The organism is Synechococcus sp. CS-1329, from assembly GCF_025128055.1.
Lineage (GTDB): Bacteria > Cyanobacteriota > Cyanobacteriia > PCC-6307 > Cyanobiaceae > Regnicoccus_A.
In genome coordinates, this window is sequence record NZ_JAHLYS010000036.1 from 46,846 (window position 1) to 67,029 (window position 20,184).

Here is a 20,184-nt window from a genome sequence, read left to right on the forward strand (position 1 = left end):
ACGGGCGCCCGCCAAGGAGGAGGCAGGCCTTGAAGGGCGGCAACAACGCTCAGCTGGTGGGAGAGGAGGCGCTGGGCTCTGGTTGGCCGGCATCAGAACCAGCGGCAGGCTCAGTCGCCGGCGCTGCAACAGGAGGTTCTGCAGCAAGGGGTTCTGCAGCAGCAGCCAACGGTTCTGCGGCCGCAGGAGCCAGGGTTTCAGCCGCGATGGGCTCTGCGCCGAGGCTGCTGGCGGACACGGTTTCGGTGTCGACAGCGTTGCGAAACTCCTGCTCGAACTCCTTGGATGCCGACTGGAATCCTTTGAGGGTGCGGCCCAGCGTGCGGCCCAGCTCAGGCAAACGCTTGGGCCCGAACACCAAGAGGCCGATGGCGGCGATCACCGCCATCTCCGGAAGACCGATCCCGAAGAAGTTCATGGAAGGAGGGGTCTCAGGTGAGGTTCAGCGGCGAGGGGGCGATCCCGGCGATCAGCCCATGCCGTTCCAGTTGACGGTGATGCCGTCGAGGAGCAGGGAACGGTTGTAGAGCTGCAGGATCACCAGCAGGAAGACCAGGAACAACGCCATGAAGACGCCCATGACCGGTGTGGTGCCCCAGCCGGGCACGACCTTGCCGTACTCCGAGTTCAGGGGACGCAGCAGGTTTCCCAGGGGGGTGCGTTGGGCCATGGCTGTGGTGTCCTCTCTGGCACAAGGGTTGAGCCCGTTACTGTAAGGGTCGAGCGGCGGCAGGCGCAGCCCTCGTCGAGAGTTGTGACGGACCGGCGGCCCCTCGGGGCTCCGCCTGCCGCCAGCGCCGCCCCAACGCCGCCTCGCCGCACCCCGGGTTGAGCCGGACCTGTCCTCCACCAGCACCACCCTTGAGCGAAACCTCCCCAGCCATCTCCGTGGCAATCACCGTTCTGGTGGCACTCCTCGCCCTTACCGGGTTCGGCGTTTACACCGCCTTCGGTCCCCCCTCCAAACAGCTCACGGATCCCTTCGACGACCACGACGACTGATCCGCCAGCTGGCCAGTTGCCAGGGCGCCACCCAGGTGAGCGTTGGGCCGCCAGGGCTGGCGGCCGCCGCTTCCGGTGGAACTGTGGTCGCCTCTCCCAGCCCGTCAATGCGCTCCAGCGGCTCCCACCCGCCCGCCAGCTCCAGCCAGCGGCGACAGGGGGAGAGGTTCTGCACGGTCAGCCGGGCCAGGCCCTGACCTTCGCTGATGCAGCTGATCAGGCGCAGGTCGGGGTGACCCAGCTGCAGCGCTGATCCCGGCACGGCTGCGGTCCAACCCTTGGCCGGCCGCAGCCAGCAGGGTTCGCGGAAGCGCCGCGCCGCCACCGTCACGCCGGCCTGGCGCCAGCCCTGGGCACAGGGCATCAGAGCCAGACGCAGGCGCTGGGGCCCGTTATCGGCGCCGGGGTCGGGCCAGGTGGGCCCGCGCAGCAGCGAAACACCGAGGGCCTCAGGGCTGCCGGACACTCCCTGGGGCCCATCGAGCAGCACCGCCAGGCCGCCGCCTGGGGCCTGGCTCGCCAGCCAGCTGATGGCCGGCACCTCCCAGCGGCTGGCTTCCCGTGCCGTGGCGGCCGCTGCGACCCGCTCGATCACGCCCGCACTGGTGTCGGCCGCCCAGCGCACGGCCTGGTGCTGCAGCGGCAGCTCCAGGCGCAGCAGTTCATGGCGCTGGCGCCAGTCGACCCGCAGGTTGAGCTCCAGCCAGGGGCAACCGGCCCGCAGCTGCAGGTCGAGGCGCAGGGCGCTGACGCCGCAGCGGCCGCGCCAGACCAGGCGGCTGCAGAGCGGACCCACTTCTGCCAGCACCGGGCCCGGCTCCCAGTCCAGAGGCAGGGGGTGCTGGCGGTAGTCGGCGGCCAGATCCCAGGCATCCCAGAATTCACCGCGATCGATCCAGCGCCGCCACTGCAGCGGCTTGGCCAGCTGGGGACTGTGGTCGGCGCCCCAGAGCTGCTCAAGGCCGAGGGGACCGAGCTGGGCCCAGAGCAGGCCATTGCCCAGCCGCCAGCGCCCACCGGCCCCAAGGCTCTCCAGCCGCACCGGATGGGCGATCGAGGCCTCAGCGTCAGCGGCCAGGGGCGGCAGTGCCCCAGGCCGCTGACGCTGACGGCTGAGCTGGAGGGCCGCCACACCGCCGGGAGAGGGCAACTGCAGCCAGTGGCCGCCCGCTGGGGCGGGCTGCGAGGGCAGGGGTTGCCCCCCCAGGGTCCAGTGGCCCGACGGCAGGCGCAGGGTGAGGGGGGCCGGCGGCAGGGGCTGCAGCTGAACCCACCACCACGGTTCCGCCTCGCCTCCCGGCTCAACCTCAGAGCCCTGCTCCTGGGCCTTGGCCCCAGCGGGCTCCAGCCAGGCCCGCAGCGCCCGGTCACGGCGGCGGGAGGCCTGGCGGCGCGCTGCCCGCCACTGGGGTTCAGCCTGCTCGAACACCTCCGGGATGGAGGTGCCCGGCAGGATGTCGTGAAATTGCTGGAACAGCAGCTCTCGCCAGCCATTCGGATCCGCAGGATCAGCGGGCTCCCCGAGCAGGACAGCGGCGAGGTCAGCCTCGCGCAGCAGCCGCTCCAGGCTGCGGTTGTGGCGCTTCTGGTCGGGGCGGCTGGTGGCGCAGCCCCGGTGCAGCTCCAGGTAGAGCTCATCACGCCAGACGGGCAGCTGGGCGCCCAGGGGCTCCAGCCGCTGCAGGTAGTCGCGCAGGCTGCCGTGCCGCTGGGGCGCCGTGGCCACGTCGTCACGCCAGAGGTCCAGCTGTTCCAGCATTTCGCGGGTCGGCCCGCCACCGTGGTCCCCCACCCCCGGCAGCCACAGGGCCTCGGCGTCGCCCGTGGCCGCCTGCCACTCCAGGCGGTAGCGCTCCATCGCCAGGGGATCGCCATCGGTGCCGATCGGGGCACTCATCAGGGCCAGCACCTCGGCGCCACAGCGGCTGCGCCAGCGGAAGAGCCTGTGGGGAAAAGGGTTCGTGGCGTTCCAGGCCAGCTTGTGGGTGCAGAACCAGCGCACACCGGTGGCCGCCGCCACCGCCGGCAGGCCGGCGGCGAAGCCGAAGCTGTCGGGCAGCCAGGCCAGCTGGTGCTCCCACTCGGGGAAGGTCCGGCGGCTGTAGGCCTGACCCTCCTGGAACTGCCTCAGCAGCGAGGCCGAATCGAGCAGCACGCAATCGCTCTCCACCCAGGGGCCATTGATCGGCTCCCAGCGGCCGGCGCGCATGGCGGCACGGATCCGCTCGAACAGTTCAGGCCGGTGACGCTCCAGCCAGGCGTAGAGCGCCGGCGTGGAGTGGCCGAAATGAAGATCCCGGTGCTGCTCGATCAGATCGAGGGCCGAGCGGAACGTGCGCTCAGCGGCCTGCCAGGTGTCGGCCACCGGCCAGAGCCAGGCCAGGTCGAGGTGGGCGTGGCCGAGCAGATGGAAGGAGCCGAGCGGTCCAGCAGGCGCGGCCTGGCGCAGCTGCTCCAGCTCCAGCCGCGTGGCCACCAGCAGACCGTCCGGGTCAGCCGGATCCAGGGGCTCCGCCTCGATCCGGCTGAGCATCAGGGCGCCGTCGTCGTGGAGGGGGCTGCGCAACTCCAGCTCCAGGCGCAGGGGTGCCCCCTCCCACCAGCGCTGCGGCAGGGCCCAGCGGCAGGAGCTGTCAAAGAGATCACCGCGGTGAACGGTGCGGCCGTCGACCCGGAGTTCGGCGGCGTCAGCCCACCAGCGCAGGGCCAGGCGGGCCAGCGCTGGAGCCCGCCCGCGCCAGCTGGGGGGGCAGCTTAGCTCCTGCACCAGCCGCCGGGTCTGCCCACCCCGCGGCCAGGCGATCAGCCCGCGGGCGTGCCAGTCGGGACGATGAAGTCGGGCCCAGGGGTCGGCCAGGGCTCCCTGCCAGCAGCCATCAGCTCCCTGCCGCTGCCAGGCGGAGAGCAGGTCAAGTTTCGAACGTGATCGAAACGTTTCAATCTCAGGGGGAAGCTGGGGGTCCAGGGCCTGCGTCATCGATCCCGGCCATCAGTGACCCATAGGATGATGCGGCTGCCGCGGGGTCGTTCTGACCCAACCTGGCGCCTGTCACTCCCTGTCACCCGCCGGACGGAACCATGCTCGCCCTCAAGATCTCCGTTTACTCGGTCGTTTTCTTTTTCATCGGCATCTTCGTCTTCGGCTTCCTGGCCAGCGATCCCAGCCGCACCCCCAGCCGCAAGGACCTCGAAGACTGAATCTCGTCCGCTCACGGTGGGGTCAGTGCACTAACCCACCTGAGCCGAGCAGCTGCAGCTACAGGGGCATGGCAGGATCGGCCGCGGTCCTGGAGATGTGGTGCCCCCAGCAAGGCTTATCCGGTGGACCATCGGGCTTGTGGGCGCGGCAACCCTGGCAACACCGGCGCTGAGCCGGGCTCAGGACCTGGGCTCCGAGTCGCCGCCGGCGCGCCAGGCTGAAGCTGATCTCAGCGACAGTGAGCCCTCAGCACCTGAGGCACAGCCCACCCAGCCCGCAGAGGGAGCAGGTCCGGCCTCCGCTGCACCGGCTCGCAGCGAAGCGGCCACCACCAGCCCAGCCGCTGCCACGCAGCAACCGTCTGCGCCGATCGCCAGTCCGGCCGAAGCCCCTGGCCCTGCGTTGCCTGGGGTTGAACCGGCTGGGGGCCAGCCGCCGGGTCCCGCAGGGGCCCGTGAAGCCGTTCCTGCAGGCACTCCTTCAACGATCCCGCCCAAGGAGCTGAAGATCAGCGCCGATCAGCAGGGGTTCGACGTGGTGATCAACCGCTTCGTGGCCAGCGGCAATGTCAAGGCCGTGCTGGCCGGCGGCCGGTTGATGGCCGATCGCCTCGAATACGACACCACCACCCGAACCCTCTACGCCACGGGCAGCGTGCGTTTCTGGCGTGGCCGGCAGTACGTGCAGGGCAGCCTGCTGCGCTACGGCCTGATCGAAGGAGAAGGGGAGATGGAGGACGTCTACGGCGTTCTCGACCTCGAGACCAGCCTGGAGGATCTCGATGTGGAGCAGCCGGCCTCCCTACCGCTCCCCAAACCCGAGCCGATCGCCTGCCCCACGGTGCTGCCCGAAATTCCCGACTGGCACCCGCACCCCTGGAGCGCCACCCTCTGGGGCGGGCAGATGTTCCACTCCGATTTCGGCGAGACCTTCTTCGGTCAGGGTGTCTTCCGACCGGAGCGGGTGCTGGGCGTTGGCCTGCAGAAGCGACTGATCAAGGCCGGCCCCTTCGCCCTTGAACTCGATTTCAATGCCCTCGGCCACTGGGCCTCCGCCCAGCGGGGTGGGCGTTTCACCGGCCCCTTCTCCTCCTCCGAAGTGGCCAACCTCTCCACGTCCGCCCAGACCTTCGGCGAATTCACCGGTGGCATCGGGCTGAGGGCCTGGCTGCAACCCTGGTTGAGCCTGGGTTTCGTGCAGGGGGTGAGCCTCAACACCAACCTCAGCAACTACGAGGACACCTATCGGGAGAGGTCGGCCCGCCTCCTCAATTACCTGGGCTTCGAGATCGAGGGATCTCTCTCACCCCAGTGGTCGATGGTGGGCAGGATTCATCACCGCTCCGGCGCCTTCGGCACCTACAACGGCGTCAGAGAGGGCAGTAACGCCTACCTGCTGGGCCTGCGCTATCACTTCGGTGGAGATCCACCGCCTCAGGAGGATCCCCAGGCCACGCTGCGCCCTGCCAAGGGCTGCCCCAACCGTGGCGCCGAGCCTCCGGAGCGCCCCCGCTCTCTGCCCGAAGCTCTCGAGCAGACAGCCATGGGTGGCGAGGCCCCGCTGCCGGCAGCAGAGCCCCCATCCCTCCCTGCGGCCACGACGGCAGCGGCTGATCGCCCGACCTCGTTCCGCGCCATGCGCGAGCAGGAGCGCCAGCGGGCCGCCGCCGCTGCAGCCATCGAGCAACGCATCTCCGATGTGCAGCAGCGGGAAGGGCTGCAGATCGAGCGCCGCCGGGGAACTGGAACCAGCAATGATGTGGCCACCGACCAGGACAGCGACTTCGGACCGTCGCTGCCACCGCAGGTGCGGCGATTGCGTTCGGAGAACAATCGCCAGGCCGTGCAGGGCACCCTCACCCATCTGCGCTATCAGGCGGCAAGGATCGTGCTCACCGCCGACGGCTGGCGCAGCGACCGCGCCAGCTTCAGCAACGATCCCTTCACACCCTCGCAGTCGTGGATGGACGCGGATCAGGTGGTGGTCAAGCAGGACGACAACGGTGATCTGCTGATCACCTCCAAGCGCAACCGACTGATCCTGGAAGACCGTCTCCCCATTCCGGTGACCTCCAGCACTCGCATCAGCAAGCAGCAGGAGGTGGAGAACCGCTGGGTGCTGGGAGTGGATCAGGAGGACCGCGACGGCTTCTACGTGGGCCGGCGCCTGCGACCGATCCGGATCGGTCAGAAGGGGATCCTCGAACTGGAGCCGCAGTTCATGCTGGAGCGTGCCTACCAAGGCACCACCGACAGCTATCCCATCCCCGGCGGCCAGGCCGGCGGTCCCTCGGTCAGCCAGGACAACACCCTGGGCGATCTCTTCGGCCTGGAGGCGCGGCTGGAAACACCGTTGCTGGGTTTCAACACCAGCTTGAACCTGGATATCTCCACCTTCAATCCCGAGAACCTCGCCAATGGCACCCGCAGCTGGGGCCAGATGAATCGCAACATCAACCTTCCCCTGGTGGGCGCCACCACGGCCCGGCTCTTCGGGGCCTATCGCTTCAGGATCTGGAATGGATCCCTGGGCGAGCAGGACATCTATTCGGCTTATGGCGTCTCCCTGGAGCAAAAAGAGACCCTGCCGAAGTGGGGCAGGCTCAGCAACCGCTACTTCTGGCGGGTGGGTGTAGGCAACTACCAGAGCAATGAATTCCTCAGCAGCGGAGAGGAATCCAGGAATCTCGCCCAGCTCTGGCGGGCCAACGCGGTGGCCTCGCTGAACAGCAGCCTGCAGCTCTGGCGGGGAAGGGCCCTGCCCTCCACACCCGATGGCGCCCTGCGCTACTCGCCCGAACCGATCGTGCCCGGCCTGGCCCTGAACACGAATCTGACCGGCAATCTGGCCTATTTCGGCGATGGCACCTACCAGAACACCTTCTCAATCTCCGGTGGTCCCACCCTCACCCTGGGGCACTTCAACAAGCGCTTCTTTGATTTCACCCAGCTCACGATCACCGGCGGCATCACCCTGCGCGATGGCCTCAGCCCCTTCGGCTTCGATGCAGCGGTGGATCTGGGCACGGTGGGGATCGGCCTCACCCAGCAGATCGCCGGACCGCTGCTGTTCAACGGAGGGATCGGCCTCAATGTGGATCCCTCCTCGCCGAATTACGGCGAATTGACCGGGTCCTACGTGGAGCTGCGCTGGCAGCGCCGTGCCTATGCCTTCAGCGTGTTCTACAGCCCCTTTGAGGGCATCGGCGGAGTGCGGATCCGCCTCAACGACTTCAGCTTCAAGGGAACGGGAGTACCGTTCGCTCCCTACCGGCCCGAGTTTGATGCGGTTGGCGGGCCGCGTCAGACCCTGTTCTGATCAACCTCAGGCCTGGGCACCGCTGACCAGCTCGCTCAGTGAAAGCCGTTGGCGTAGGGCAGGGCCGCCAGGGTGCGGCTGAGTTCGGCGTGGTGGGAGAGCAGCTGGCCGGTGGCATCCCACTGGCCCGTGGTCAGCATCTGCAGCGGCCCGGCGGGAAGTTCCAGAGGCCAGCGCTGGCCGTAGCCCTCGAGGCTGGCCTCGGCCAGGGTCAAGCTGAGGGGCTCGGTGGGGGCGGCCAGGGCCGCCTCCTGCAGGGCGCGCATGGTGTCGTGACCGGCCGTCAGGCAGGGCAGGCCCAGGGCGAGGCAGTTGCCATAGAAAATCTCGGCGAAGCTTTCGCCCACCAGAGCCCGGATGCCCCAGCGCATCAACGCCTGGGGAGCATGTTCGCGGCTGGAGCCACAGCCGAAGTTGCGGTTGACCAGCAGCAGCGAGGCCCCCTGGTGCTCCGCCCGGTCGAAGGGATGGGCCCCGGCCAGCTCGGTGCGGTCATCGGCAAAGGCCCCTTCAGCCAGGCCCTCGAAGCTGACGCACTTGAGAAAACGGGCCGGGATGATCCGGTCGGTGTCGATGTCATCGCCGCGCACCACCACAGCGGTGCCGGTGATGCTGGCGATCGGGCCGGCCGGGAAGGGCCGGGGGGGCAGGGAGCTGCTCATGGCAGGAGGCGGGGCACGGAACGGGGCAAGGGGGCGGATCGAGGCGGAGACCGGCGGCGGCGCTCAGCCCACCGGCACCTGCAGCGGCACGAGGGCCAGCAGCTCGCGCACATCGCTCACCCGGCCGGTGACGGCGGCGGCGGCCACCATGGCGGGGCTCATCAGCAGGGTGCGGCCGGAGGCGGAACCCTGGCGGCCCTTGAAGTTGCGGTTGCTGGAGCTGGCGCTGATCTGGCGACCTTCGAGGCGGTCGGGATTCATCGCCAGGCACATCGAGCAACCCGGCTCGCGCCACTCGAAGCCGGCCGCCGTGAACACGGCATCGAGGCCCTCGGCCTCGGCGGCGGCCGCCACCTGCTCCGAGCCCGGCACCACAAAGGCCTTGAGGCCCGGGGCCACCTGACGGCCCCGGGCCACGGCCGCCGCCGCCTGCAGATCACTGAGGCGACCGTTGGTGCAGCTGCCGATGAAGCAGACATCGACCGGAACTCCAGCGATCGGCATGCCGGGCTGGAGGTCCATGTAGCGGTAGGCCTCCTCCGCCAGCGGACGCTCATCCACCGGGGTATCGGCCAGGCTGGGCACCGACTCATCGACGCCGATGCCCTGACCCGGGGTGATGCCCCAGGTGACGGTGGGGGCAATCGTGCCGGCCTCAAAGACCACCTCGTCGTCGAATACGGCGTCAGCCCCGCTGGCCAGGCTGCTCCACCAGGCCACGGCCCGATCCCAGGCCTCGCCCTCGGGCGCGAAAGGCCTGCCCTGGATGTAAGCGAAGGTGGTGGCATCGGGGTTGACATAGCCACAGCGGGCGCCCCCTTCAATGGCCATGTTGCACAGGGTCATGCGCTCCTCCATCGAGAGGGCCTCGATGCAGGATCCAGCGAATTCATAGGCGTAGCCCACACCGCCCTTCACCCCCAGGCTGCGGATGATGTGCAGCACCAGATCCTTGGCGAACACGCCCGGCTGCAGGCGACCCTCCACCAGGATCCGCCGCACCTTGAGCTTGTTCATCGCCAGGCTCTGGCTGGCGAGCACATCCCGCACCTGGCTGGTGCCGATGCCGAAGGCGATCGCGCCGAAGGCCCCGTGGGTGGAGGTGTGCGAGTCGCCGCAGGCGACGGTCATACCGGGCTGGGTGAGGCCCAGTTCCGGGGCGATCACGTGGACGATGCCCTGACGACCACTGCCGAGGCCGTGCAGGGTGATGGCGTGCTCGGCGCAGTTGCGCTCCAGGGTGGCGAGCATCTCCTCGGCCAGGGGATCGGCGAAGGGCCGCGCCTGGGAGGTGGTGGGCACGATGTGATCCACCGTGGCCACGGTGCGCTCGGGGTGGCGCACCCCCAGGCCCAGATCGCGCAGGGCCGCGAAAGCCTGAGGGCTGGTCACCTCGTGGATCAGGTGCAGGCCGATGAACAGCTGGGTGGAGCCGCCCGGCAGCTCGGCCACGCGGTGCCGGTCCCAGACCTTGTCGTACAGCGTGCCGGCGCTCACCGTGCCCCCGAGTCAAGACAGGCCAGCCTAGGTCGGGGGGGCCTGGCCTTCGCTCTGGGTCTGGGCAAGCAGACGCAGCCGCAGGCGGTTGAGGGCCTCACCGGCGCTGACCGCCTGGATCCAGTCGCGGCTGCGGCCAGCGCCGAAACGCACCCCCTCACTGGTGCTGCCCTGGGGCCCAGCCAGGGCGATATGCACGAGCCCCACAGGCTTTTCGGCGCTGCCACCGCCCGGGCCGGCGACGCCCGTGAGGGCCAGGGCCCAGGTGCTGCCGGTGACCCGCCGCGCCCCTTCGGCCATGGCGATCGCCACCGGGTCACTCACCGCTCCATGGGCCTCAAGCGTGGCGGCAGGCACCCCCAGCAGCCCCTGCTTGACGGAATTGGCATAGGCGATCACACCGCCGAGGAAAGCCTCGGAAGATCCGGGCACCGCCGCCAGGGCCGCACCCAGCCCACCACCGGTGCAGGATTCCGCCACCGCCAGGGTCTCCCGCCGCCGCCGCAGCAGCTCCAGGCAACAGGACGCCTGGCTGTCGTCGTCGACTCCGTAGAACCAGGCCCCCAGCCGCTGGCGCAGCTCAGCCTCCAGCGGGGCCAGGAGCTCCTCGGCCTGAAGGAGTGTGGGGCCCTGGGCCGTGATCCGCAGCTTCACCTCACCGGTGCCGGCATAGGGGGCCACGGTGGGATTGGCCAGCTCCAGCAGGTCGGCCACCTGCTCCGCCAGGCGCGATTCCCCCGCCCCCCAGAAGCGCAGGATCCGACTGAGGAACACCCCCTCGGCCAGGCCCTGCCCCCGCAGCCAGGGGGCCGCCGTGGCGGCCCACATCGCCCGCAACTCGGAGGGCACTCCGGGGAAGGTGAGCAGGCTGAAACCCGGCTTGGGGGTCCAGATCATTCCGGGAGCCGTGCCCAGCGGGTTGGCCAGCACGGCCGCTCCGACAGGCAGCAGAGCCTGCTTGCGGTTGCTTGGCGAAGGGGTGCGGCCCAGGGCCGCGAACTTGGCCTGGATGTCGCTCCACACCTCAGGGCACTCCTGAAGCGGAGTGGTGAAGGCGGCGGCCAGGGCCTCGGTGGTGAGGTCGTCGGGGGTGGGTCCGAGCCCACCGGTGCAGATCAGCACCCGGCAGCGGCTGGAGGCCTCCCGCACCATGGCGATCAGTCGCTCACGGTTGTCCCCCACCACCGACTGGCGGTAGTGGGGCAGCCCCAGGCCCGCCAGCTGCTCCCCCAGCCAGCGGGCATTGCTGTTGAGGATGTTGCCCAGCAGCAGCTCGGTGCCGATGCAGAGAATCTCGCAGCCGCCGCTCTCAGGGCTTCGGGTCACACTCGGCATCACAGGGGATGGTGTTGGAGGCGGAATCGCCCAGCAGCCTGCGCTGGCGACGGGATCCCATCACCGCGCCGATCAGCACGGCCGTGGCCAGGGCCAGCCAGAGGAAGCGCAGCTCCACATTGGCCGCCACCAGCGCCAGAGCTGCCAGCCACTGGGTGAAGGCATAGATCAGCAGCACCGTGCGGCGATGGCTGAACCCGGCCCGCAGCAGCCGGTGATGCAGATGGCGCCGATCGGGATAAAAAGGCGAGTGCCCCTCGCTGAGTCGGCCCATGATCACCGCTGACATGTCGGCCAGGGGCAGCGAGAGGATCAGCAGCGGGAACAGCAGGCTGACGGTGGTGAGCCCCTTGGCCGGGCCGACGATGCTGATGGCCGCCAGGGCAAAACCGAGGAAATAGGAGCCGCCGTCGCCCATGAAGATGCGGGCGGGGTTGAAGTTGTGGCGAAGGAAGCCGAGGCAGGCACCGGCCAGGGCGGCGGCCAGCAGGCCGGCGGCGCTCTGCTGGAGGCTGAAGCTCACCGAAAGCAGACCCACCGCGGCGATGCCACCCACACCGGCCGCCAGGCCGTCGAGGCCATCGATCCAGTTGATGGCGTTGGTGATGCCCACCAGCCAGATCACCGTGGCCAGCAGGCTGAGGCTGTCGGGCAGGGGAAAGGCCAGCGACGGCAGACCGAACCATCCCAGGGGCAGATCGATCGCTCCGATGCGCACTCCTTCACTCCAGACCACCACCGCCACAGCCACCTGGCCGGCCAGGCGGGGCAGAGGCGGCAGGGCAAACAGGTCGTCGGCCAAGCCGATCACGAAATAGCAGAGCGCACCGGCCAGGGTGGTCCAGATCAGCTGGTCCCGATCCGGCGCCAGGGTGCCGAAGCCCCCCCGGGCCCAGGTGAAGGCCAGGGCCAGGGAGAAGCCGGCCACCATGCCGATGCCCCCCAGCCGCACCATCGGCACATCGTGCTGCTTGCGCGAATCCGGGGGATCGAAGAGGCCGTAATGCAGCCCCACCCTGCGCACCAGCGGCACGATCAGAGCCGTGAGCAGGGCCGCGATCACCAAGGTGATGAGGGCCGAGGTGAGCGGAGTGGCGGCCATGCTCACGAGCAAGGGGCGGTGCTCAGGTCACCAGGGAATGGCAACGCTGGTGGCAACGTCGCGGAGACAGCCATGCAGGGACCAGATCGAGGCCAAAGCTTAGGCAGTGAGGGTCAGGCCGGCTGGGGGATCCGACTCGGTCCGTAGAGCGGATGGCGGTCGCAGAGGGCCCGCACGCGCTCGCGGCAGCGCAGCTCGATCACGCTGTCCTCGGGATGGAGCAGTCGGTCGGCGATCACATCGGCCACCTCGACGAAGTCGTCGGCATCGAAGCCGCGGGTGGTGAGGGCGGCGGTACCCAGGCGCAGGCCGCTGGTGACAAAGGGCGATTCCGGATCAAACGGCACGGTGTTCTTGTTCGCCGTGATGTTCACCTCGCTGACCAGCAGGTCGGCCACCTTGCCGGTGAGACCGACAGAGCGCAGGTCAAGCAGCACCAGGTGGTTGTCGGTGCCACCTGACACCACGGCGATGCCCCGCTCCTGGATCCGGGTGGCCAGGGCCTGGGCATTGCGGATCACCTGCTGGCTGTAGAGGCGGAAGGAGGGCTGCAGGGCCTCACCGAAGGCCACGGCCTTGGCGGCCACCACATGCTCCAGGGGGCCGCCCTGGCTGCCGGGGAAGACAGCCTTGTCGAAACGCTTGCCGAACTCGGCGTCATTGCAGAGGATCAGCCCGCCGCGGGGGCCCCGCAGGGTCTTGTGGGTGGTGGTGGTGACCACATGGCAATGGGGGACGGGACTGGGATGGGCCCCTGCGGCCACCAGGCCGGCGATGTGGGCCATGTCGGCCAGCAGGAAGGCATCGACGGAATCAGCGATGGAGCGGAAGGCCGCAAAATCGATCGTGCGGGGGTAAGCGGAGTAACCGCAGATGATCATCCGGGGGCGGTGCTGCTCGGCCAGGGCCCGGATGGCGTCGTAGTCGAGCTGCTGGGTGTCGGGATCGACGCCGTAATGGACGGCCTTGAACCACTTGCCCGAGACATTCACCGGCGAGCCATGGGTGAGGTGACCCCCATGGGAGAGGTCCATGCCCAGGATCGTGTCGCCGGGCTGGAGCAGGGCCAGAAACACGGCGAAGTTGGCCTGGGCACCGCTGTGGGGCTGCACGTTCGCCCAGGCGGCCCCGAACAGCTGGCGGGCCCGGGCGATCGCCAGCTCCTCGATCGCATCGACGTGCTCACAGCCGCCGTAATAGCGCTTGTGGGGCAGACCTTCGGCGTACTTGTTGGTGAGCACCGAACCCTGGGCCTCCATCACCGCCCTGGAGGTGAAGTTTTCGCTGGCGATCAGCTCCAGGTGGCTCTGCTGACGCTCCAGCTCACGGCCGATCAGGGCGGCGATGGCGGGGTCCCCGGCCGCCAGGGACTGGTTCAGGGGCGTACCGGTGGCATCCACCATGGAATCGAGGGCAAGGCGCGAGACCCGCATCGTAAGAAATCATGCCGGCGCTTCAGCTGGACCCACGGCCAGCGGCCGGGAGGTGCCAGGGGGGCTGCCGAGGCCGTGCCATAAAAAAACCGCCCGGTGAAGGGCGGTTAAGCAAGCGCGCCTGGAGAGATTCGAACTCCCGACCCTCTGATCCGTAGTCAGATGCTCTAATCCGCTGAGCTACAAGCGCATGCCTGTGCATTCTCACCGCACGGGGGTGCCATTCGTCAACTGTCGCCGGGTCACAATCGAGCCAGCCACCGCAGGCGCTGCGGCCCCCCTCCCCATGCCGATCCGCTGGTACGGCCCCGCCGACCCCGCCGACCCCACCTATTGCCACTACGAGCGGGTGGTGAACCTCTGCCTGCACGGTGGCCTGTTCGCCGCCGTGAACACAGGCCTCTGGTTTGTCCAGGGCCTGCGCCATCCCTGGTCGCACCTGGGTTGGCTGAGCCTGACCTGGGGAGCGTTCTGGCTGTTGCACCTCATCATCGTGTTGCGACTGCGGCCACGAACCGAGGTGCTCGACCAAGGTGAGGGTTGAGCCTGCACCACTCCAGTGAGCCTGACGGCAAGTGAACTTGAGGAGCTGAGCCTGGCCCTGGCTGACCGCCTCTACATCCAGGTGGCCAGCTGGCACCTGTACCTCGGCGACGCCGGGCTGGCGATGACCCTGGCGATCGAATGCGCCGCCCGGCTCGATCAGGGGGCCGGGATCTGCGCCCGTCAGGCCCTGGAAGCCGTTCAGGTGCCGATCGGAGGAGGCTCCAGCCGCCTACCCCTGGCCCGGCTGCTCCCCCCCGGGCAGCTGAGCGACCTCGAGGACATCCTCGACAACCTGGGCGGCTGAGCCCCCCGGGCCGCGCTGTGGCGGCTGAAGAAGCACGACAGTGCGGGCCTGGGCGTTGGGCTGCGAATAGGGTTCAAACCCGTTGCAGGCGTTGGATGCTGGTCATCGAGGTCACCAATGCCCGAGAGGTGGTCCGGCAGCGCATCGGCCCCCTGGGGGGCCGCTTGATCGGCAAGGTGGTCGACGCCGAAGCCCAGGTGGAGAAGGCACTGATTCAGGAACTGGAGACCGCCTTCCGGGAGTTCGGCATCGAAGCGCGGATCTTCTCGGTGGATGGACCGAAAATGTTGGGGCGCAGCCACCTGGAGATTCCGGTCCAGGTGCGCGAGGAGCGCCGGGTCACCCTCCGGAACCCCGGCTGAAGCGCCCTCGCACCTGGCGTAGCAGGTCCCGGGCTTCCGGCACACCCGCCCAGCTGGCGATCAGGCCGTAGAGCGTCAGCCCCAGGCCGGAGCTCAGGGCGCACTGCAGCAGCTGGCCCGGCAGACCCCCTGGCCAGCCCACGAAGCTGGAGAGCACCCAGGCGGCCAGCCCGCCGGCCACCGCGGCCAGCAGCAGCCAGAGGCTGTCCCGCCCCCAGATCCTCAGGGGCAGGCCCCCCAGGCGCCGTTGCAGGGCCAGCAGCAAGGCCGCACAGGTGAGCAGGTTGACGGCCACCGTGGCCAGCACCAGGCCAGGGGCACCGAAGTTGAGTCCCGGCAGCTGCAGTCCCCAGGGCGTGGGACCGCCCACCAGCACCCAGTCGAAGATCACGTTGAAGCCGATGCCGGCCACGGAAAAGCGAAAGGGGGTCGTGCCGTCACCGAGGGCATAGAACACCCGCACCAGCACATCGCGGCCCAGGTAGGCCGGCATGCCCACGCCGTAGGCCATCAGCAGGCTGGCCACCAGCAGCGCCGCACCCTGATCGAAGGCCCCCCGCTCGTAGACCAGGGCCACGATCGGATAGGCCAGCGCCACGAACAGAGCCCCCAAGGGCATCATGCTGGCGGTGGAGAGCATCAGCCCCTGGCGGATCCGGTCCACCAGAGCCGGGCGATCCGCCGGGGCCGTGAGCCGGGCGAACACCGGCAGCAGGGGCACCAGCAGCACATTGGAGAGCAGGCCCAGTGGTGTCTGCACCAGCAGGTTGGAATAGCCCAGGCCAGCGGCGGCGCCGACGATGCCACTGGCAAAGAACAGATCGGTGAAGACATTGATCTGCAGCATCCCCGAGGAGAGCGTGGCGGGGCCCATCACGTGCATCACCTCGCGCACACCGGCGTGCTTCCAGTCCCAGACAAGCTGGAAGCGGTGCAGGCCCTGCTTGGCCAGGGCGGGCAGCTGGATCAACCACTGCAGCACCGCCCCCAGGGTGGTGCTGCCGGCCAGCACGATGCCCCCCAGCGCCGCCGTGGCCGGCAGGGCGATCTCCGCTCCGAGCTGAAACCAGAGCAGGCCGATGCCGGCGATCATCGCCACGCTCGACACCAGCGGGCTCACCGACGGCAGCCAGAACACATCAGCCGCATTCAGCGCCCCGAAACCGAGCCCGATCAGGCCGGCGAACAGGGCCATCGGCGCCATCCAGCGCAACTGCAGCACGGCGATGGCGTGACGCTCCGGGTCGAGCCCAGGGCCCACCAGGGTGATCAGGGGATCGGCGGCCAGCAGCAGCAACACGGTCACCGCCAGCAGGCCCACCCCCACCAGGGTGTTGATCGCCGCCAGCACGTGGGCGCCTTCCTCGCGGGGGCGGCGGGCCAGAACGCTCACCATGGCGCTGTGAAACGGCCCGTTGATGCCCCCCAGCAGGATCAGCAGGAAGCCCGGCAGCACGTAGGCGTAGTTGTAAGCGTCGTAGGCGGCGCCCACACCGAAGGCGGCGGCGATCACCTGCTGACGCAGCAGACCGGCCACCTTGCTCAGGGCCGTGGCCACCGCCACGATCAAGGCGATGCGCCGCAGGGATTTCGCCATCCAGTCAGGCCGCTGGGCCCCATCCACCGGGGGATTCTCCACCCCGTGGCCGACAGCGAGGTCAACGGGCCGGGCGGCAGCATGGACATCTGAGCCATCACGCCCTGGCCAGCCCCTGAGTTGATGCCGGATTCCAAGCCTTGCTCCAGCCCCACCGGCACGCTGATCCTGCCGTTGCAGAACCTCGTGGAGGGGGTGCTGCTGCGCCGCTACAAGCGCTTCCTGGCGGATGTGGAGCTGGCCGACGGCCAGGTGGTGACAGCCCATTGCCCCAACACCGGCCCCATGACCGGGGTGCTGCTCCCGGGGGGCAGGGTGCGCCTGCGCCACGACCCCCGGCCGGAGCGCAAGCTGGCCTGGACCTGGGAGCAGGCCCAGGTGCCCGGCAGTGACGGGACGCCCTGCTGGGTGGGAGTGAACACGATGCTGCCCAACCGGCTGGTGCGGGCCACGATCGAGGCGGGCTGCCTGGAGCCCTGGATCGGGCCGATCGGCTCGATCCGCGCCGAGGTGGCCTATGGCCAGGGCCGCCGCAGCCGGATCGATCTGCTGCTGAGCCCGGCCGCGGGGGCCGCCGACCCGCGCCCCATCTACCTGGAGGTGAAGAACACCACCTGGAGCCGGGGGGAGCTGGCCCTCTTTCCCGACACCGTCACGGAGAGGGGGCAGAAGCACCTGCAGGAGCTGATGGCCGTTGGGCCCGAAGCCCGCGGCCTGCTGGTGCCCTGCCTGAGCCGCGCCGATGTGACGAGCTTCGCCCCAGGGGATTCGGCCGATCCCCGCTATGGCGAGCTGTTCCGGGACGCTCACGCGGCGGGGGTCGAGGTGTTGCCCCTTCGTTACGGCTTCAGTGCCGAAGCCGTGAGCTGGCTTGGGGTGGCCGAGCTGATTTGCAGGGATCCGCAGGCCTGTCCCAAGTAAACGGATCAGGGGTTTTGTAGCGGATGCCACCAGCAGTTGATGCTTCAGCGTGCACTTTTGCCTGGTAGGAACGCCTTCGGGCGTGATTCACCTTTCCGCAAATTCCTGTGCGACGTTGCGCTCCATGACAGTTGCTCCTCACGCCCCTGGGCGACGCCGGCCTCGGCGCCTTCAGGAGGCGAGTCTGCTCGAAGCTCCCGAACTGCTGCTGTGCAGCATCCGTGGCCTCTCCAATTCCCGCACGCTCACCTGGCTGGCCTGTGTGCCCCTGGCCCTCTTCGGCCTCGGGGTGTTCAACCTCTCAGCCCATGCCGCTGAGCTGCCGGAGCTCACGCCGGCTTTTCTGATCAACAATGTCTGGCTGCTGATCGCCTCGATTCTGGTGATCTTCATGAACGCCGGCTTCGCCATGGTCGAAGCGGGCCTCTGTCGCCAGAAAAACGCCACGAACATTCTCACCAAGAACCTGATCGTCTTTGCCCTCGCGGCGAGTGCCTATTGGCTGATCGGTTTTTCACTGATGTACGGCGAAGCTGTCATCCCCGGCTGGCTCTTCTACGGCAAGGGAGGACCACTGGGTCTGTTCTTTGATCCCACCGTCACCGCGGAAATGGTCAAGGACGCCGCTCTGGTGCCCTCCGTTGATTTCCTCTTCCAGGTGGCTTTCGCCGGCACCTCCGCCACCATCGTTTCCGGCCTGGTGGCCGAGCGCATCAAATTCAGCGAATTCGTGCTCTTCTCGCTGGTGCTGGTGGCCTTCATCTACCCCATCGCCGGCAGCTGGCAATGGAATGGCGGCTGGCTGAACCAGCTGGGCTTCATCGATTTCGCCGGCTCCACGGTGGTCCACTCCGTGGGTGCCTGGGCCGGACTGGTGGGCGCCATGCTGCTCGGACCCAGGATCGGCAAATTCACCGATGGCAGGACCCAGGCCATTCCCGGCCACAACCTGGCCATTGCCACCCTCGGCTGCCTGATTCTCTGGATCGGCTGGTACGGCTTCAACCCTGGCTCCCAGCTGGCCATGGATGCTGCCGTTCCCTACATCGCCGTGACCACCACCCTGGGGGCCGCTGGTGGCGGCATCGCCGGCACGCTGGTGTCCCAGCTCACCTCCGGCAAGCCTGACCTGACGATGACCATCAACGGCATCCTGGCGGGCCTCGTCGGGGTCACCGCCGGTTGCGACGGTTTCTCGATGCCAGCGGCCTGGGTTGTCGGCTTCATCGCCGGCACCCTCGTCGTCTTCTCCGTCAGTTTCATCGACAAGCTGGGCATCGATGATCCCGTGGGTGCCTGGTCGGTGCACGGCACCTGCGGCATCTGGGGCACGCTCGCCGTGGGTCTGTTCAACACCGACAAGGGCCTGCTCACCGGCCATGGCTTCGGTCAGATCGGTCTTCAGATCCTCGGGGTGATCTCCTACGGACTCTTCGCGGTGATCTGTTCCTGGGTTGCCTGGTCGGTCATCGGATCCATCTCCGGAGGCATCCGCGTCAGCGAGAGGGAAGAGATCGAAGGTCTCGACATCTCCGAGCACGGCATGGAGGCCTATCCCGACTTCGCCTCCACGGCGAACTGAGTCACCGCTCCTGCCCATTCCGGCCCATGGTCCGGCTCCTGCCCCGGTTTCGACCGGGGCTTTTTTTCGCCCGCCGATGGGCGGCAGCCCATAGAGTCGGCCCCTGCCTGCCCTGCGGCGACGCCATGGATACCCGCGCCTTCAAACGCTCGCTGCATCACTCCGAGCGCTACAACCGCCGTGGCTTCGGCCTGGGCGAGCAGGTGGCGGTCAACCTCGAGGAGGCCTACCAGAGCGAGCTGATCGCCACGATCCGCGAGAACGGCTACGAGCTGCGCCATGGCCGGCTGACCGTGCGTCTGGCCGAGGCCTTCGGCTTCTGCTGGGGGGTGGAGCGCGCTGTGGCGATGGCCTACGAAACCCGGCGGCACTATCCCAGCGAGCGGATCTGGATCACCAACGAAATCATCCACAACCCCTCGGTGAACGCCCATCTGCGCGACATGAACGTGCTGTTCATCCGCGTTGAGGAAGGGGTCAAGGATTTCTCCGAGGTGGGAGTGGGTGATGTGGTGATCCTGCCGGCCTTCGGTGCCACCGTGCAGGAGATGCAACTGCTGAACGAGCGTGGCTGCCACATCGTCGACACCACCTGTCCCTGGGTCTCCAAGGTGTGGAACACCGTGGAGAAGCACAAGAAGCATGCCTTCAGCTCGATCATCCACGGCAAGGTGAAACACGAGGAAACCCTGGCCACCAGCTCGTTTGCCGGCACCTACCTGGTGGTGCTGGGGCTGGATGAAGCGCAGATGGTCTGCGATTACATCCTGGGCAAGGGCGACCGCGAGGCCTTCATCAGCCACTTCGCCAAGGCCTCCTCTCCCGGCTTTGACCCCGACCTGGACCTGGCGCGCGTCGGTGTGGCCAACCAGACGACGATGCTCAAGAGCGAAACCGAGGAGATCGGCCGCATGTTCGAGCGCACCATGCTGCAGCGCTACGGCCCGGCCGAACTCAACGATCACTTCCTGGCTTTCAACACCATCTGTGATGCCACCCAGGAGCGCCAGGACGCCATGTTCTCCCTGGTGGATGAACCGCTCGACCTGATGGTGGTCATCGGCGGCTACAACTCCTCGAACACCACGCACCTGCAGGAGATCGCCATCAGCCGCGGCATCCGCTCGTTCCACATCGACACCCCCGAGCGGATCGGGCCGGGCAACCGCATCGAGCACATGCCCCTGGGGGGCAACCTGGAGATGGTGACACCCTTCCTGCCGGAGGGTCCGCTGCGGGTGGGCATCACCTCAGGCGCCTCGACGCCCGACCGGGTGGTGGAGGATGTGATCCGTCACCTGATGCAGCTCTGCGACGACTGAGG

The 20,184-nt window shown here is 68.4% G+C and carries 18 protein-coding genes and 1 tRNA gene; 9 read left to right on the top strand and 10 right to left on the bottom strand.

Annotation, left to right across the window (positions count from 1 at the left end; genetic code table 11):
* Nucleotides 1-49 precede the first annotated feature (49 nt).
* Both KQ304_RS08645 and psbH read right to left on the bottom strand, forming a co-directional pair.
* Nucleotides 50-418, bottom strand: coding sequence for a TatA/E family twin arginine-targeting protein translocase (locus KQ304_RS08645; RefSeq protein ID WP_259736696.1), 369 nt, complete (start codon nucleotides 416-418; stop codon nucleotides 50-52).
* A 51-nt stretch (nucleotides 419-469) separates the two neighbouring features.
* Nucleotides 470-670, bottom strand: a complete 201-nt coding sequence (psbH, locus tag KQ304_RS08650) for a photosystem II reaction center phosphoprotein PsbH (protein ID WP_259736697.1) — start codon at nucleotides 668-670, stop codon at nucleotides 470-472.
* 191 nt (nucleotides 671-861) lie between these two features.
* Between psbH and psbN the strand changes: the two genes are divergently transcribed.
* Nucleotides 862-1,002 carry a photosystem II reaction center protein PsbN gene (gene psbN / locus KQ304_RS08655; RefSeq protein ID WP_006172418.1) on the top strand — a complete coding sequence of 47 codons (141 nt, stop codon included), beginning with the start codon at nucleotides 862-864 and terminating at the stop codon, nucleotides 1,000-1,002.
* Here psbN and KQ304_RS08660 read toward each other — a convergent pair.
* Nucleotides 971-3,979, bottom strand: a complete 3,009-nt coding sequence (locus tag KQ304_RS08660; protein ID WP_259736698.1) for an alpha-mannosidase — start codon at nucleotides 3,977-3,979, stop codon at nucleotides 971-973. The genes psbN and KQ304_RS08660 overlap by 32 nt on opposite strands.
* A 101-nt stretch (nucleotides 3,980-4,080) precedes the next feature.
* Here KQ304_RS08660 and KQ304_RS08665 point away from each other — a divergent pair, with 101 nt between their 5' ends.
* Nucleotides 4,081-4,200, top strand: a complete 120-nt coding sequence (locus KQ304_RS08665; RefSeq protein WP_006172424.1) for a photosystem II reaction center protein I — start codon at nucleotides 4,081-4,083, stop codon at nucleotides 4,198-4,200.
* A gap of 139 nt (nucleotides 4,201-4,339) precedes the next feature.
* Entirely contained in the window at nucleotides 4,340-7,519 is a 3,180-nt protein-coding gene (locus KQ304_RS08670; RefSeq protein WP_259736699.1) for a DUF3769 domain-containing protein, read from the top strand.
* 35 nt (nucleotides 7,520-7,554) lie between these two features.
* On the opposite strand, the gene KQ304_RS08675 is transcribed toward KQ304_RS08670, so the two are convergent.
* From KQ304_RS08675 to KQ304_RS08700, 6 genes are all read right to left on the bottom strand, one after another.
* Entirely contained in the window at nucleotides 7,555-8,181 is a 627-nt protein-coding gene (locus KQ304_RS08675; protein ID WP_259736700.1) for a 3-isopropylmalate dehydratase small subunit 2, read from the bottom strand.
* Nucleotides 8,182-8,244: 63 nt separating this feature from the next.
* Nucleotides 8,245-9,678 carry a 3-isopropylmalate dehydratase large subunit gene (gene leuC, locus KQ304_RS08680; protein ID WP_259736701.1) on the bottom strand — a complete coding sequence of 478 codons (1,434 nt, stop codon included), beginning with the start codon at nucleotides 9,676-9,678 and terminating at the stop codon, nucleotides 8,245-8,247.
* Between the two features lie 27 nt (nucleotides 9,679-9,705).
* Nucleotides 9,706-11,013 carry a competence/damage-inducible protein A gene (locus KQ304_RS08685; protein ID WP_399228898.1) on the bottom strand — a complete coding sequence of 436 codons (1,308 nt, stop codon included), beginning with the start codon at nucleotides 11,011-11,013 and terminating at the stop codon, nucleotides 9,706-9,708.
* Nucleotides 10,988-12,121: a glycosyltransferase family 4 protein gene (locus tag KQ304_RS08690; RefSeq protein ID WP_259736774.1), complete on the bottom strand. Its 1,134-nt coding sequence runs from the start codon at nucleotides 12,119-12,121 to the stop codon at nucleotides 10,988-10,990. Before KQ304_RS08690 ends, KQ304_RS08685 begins: the two co-directional genes overlap by 26 nt.
* A 107-nt stretch (nucleotides 12,122-12,228) precedes the next feature.
* The gene (gene glyA / locus KQ304_RS08695) at nucleotides 12,229-13,518 is read right to left on the bottom strand and encodes a serine hydroxymethyltransferase (RefSeq protein WP_259736775.1); all 1,290 of its coding nucleotides are present in this window, start codon (nucleotides 13,516-13,518) and stop codon (nucleotides 12,229-12,231) included.
* Between the two features lie 146 nt (nucleotides 13,519-13,664).
* Nucleotides 13,665-13,738 (bottom strand) — tRNA-Arg (locus KQ304_RS08700).
* A 96-nt stretch (nucleotides 13,739-13,834) separates the two neighbouring features.
* On the opposite strand from KQ304_RS08700, the gene KQ304_RS08705 reads away from it, so the two are divergent.
* The 3 genes from KQ304_RS08705 to KQ304_RS08715 all read left to right on the top strand — a co-directional run bounded on the left by KQ304_RS08705 (nucleotide 13,835) and on the right by KQ304_RS08715 (nucleotide 14,760).
* A complete protein-coding gene (locus KQ304_RS08705) occupies nucleotides 13,835-14,092 on the top strand; it encodes a hypothetical protein (RefSeq protein WP_259736703.1) in 258 nt (85 codons plus the stop codon).
* A gap of 15 nt (nucleotides 14,093-14,107) precedes the next feature.
* A complete protein-coding gene (locus KQ304_RS08710) occupies nucleotides 14,108-14,398 on the top strand; it encodes a DUF3181 family protein (protein WP_259736704.1) in 291 nt (96 codons plus the stop codon).
* A gap of 95 nt (nucleotides 14,399-14,493) precedes the next feature.
* Nucleotides 14,494-14,760 carry a cytochrome-c oxidase gene (locus tag KQ304_RS08715; protein ID WP_259736705.1) on the top strand — a complete coding sequence of 89 codons (267 nt, stop codon included), beginning with the start codon at nucleotides 14,494-14,496 and terminating at the stop codon, nucleotides 14,758-14,760.
* Here KQ304_RS08715 and murJ read toward each other — a convergent pair.
* Nucleotides 14,738-16,357 carry a murein biosynthesis integral membrane protein MurJ gene (murJ, locus tag KQ304_RS08720; protein ID WP_259736706.1) on the bottom strand — a complete coding sequence of 540 codons (1,620 nt, stop codon included), beginning with the start codon at nucleotides 16,355-16,357 and terminating at the stop codon, nucleotides 14,738-14,740. The two genes, KQ304_RS08715 and murJ, sit on opposite strands and share 23 nt — an antisense overlap.
* Before the next feature lie 123 nt (nucleotides 16,358-16,480).
* On the opposite strand from murJ, the gene sfsA reads away from it, so the two are divergent.
* The 3 genes from sfsA to KQ304_RS08735 all read left to right on the top strand — a co-directional run bounded on the left by sfsA (nucleotide 16,481) and on the right by KQ304_RS08735 (nucleotide 20,182).
* On the top strand, nucleotides 16,481-17,278 hold the full coding sequence (gene sfsA / locus KQ304_RS08725) for a DNA/RNA nuclease SfsA (RefSeq protein WP_259736707.1): 798 nt from the start codon (nucleotides 16,481-16,483) through the stop codon (nucleotides 17,276-17,278).
* Nucleotides 17,279-17,402: 124 nt separating this feature from the next.
* Entirely contained in the window at nucleotides 17,403-18,860 is a 1,458-nt protein-coding gene (locus KQ304_RS08730) for an ammonium transporter (RefSeq protein ID WP_259736708.1), read from the top strand.
* 125 nt (nucleotides 18,861-18,985) lie between these two features.
* On the top strand, nucleotides 18,986-20,182 hold the full coding sequence (locus KQ304_RS08735; protein WP_259736709.1) for a 4-hydroxy-3-methylbut-2-enyl diphosphate reductase: 1,197 nt from the start codon (nucleotides 18,986-18,988) through the stop codon (nucleotides 20,180-20,182).
* The last annotated feature ends 2 nt before the right edge of the window (nucleotides 20,183-20,184 follow it).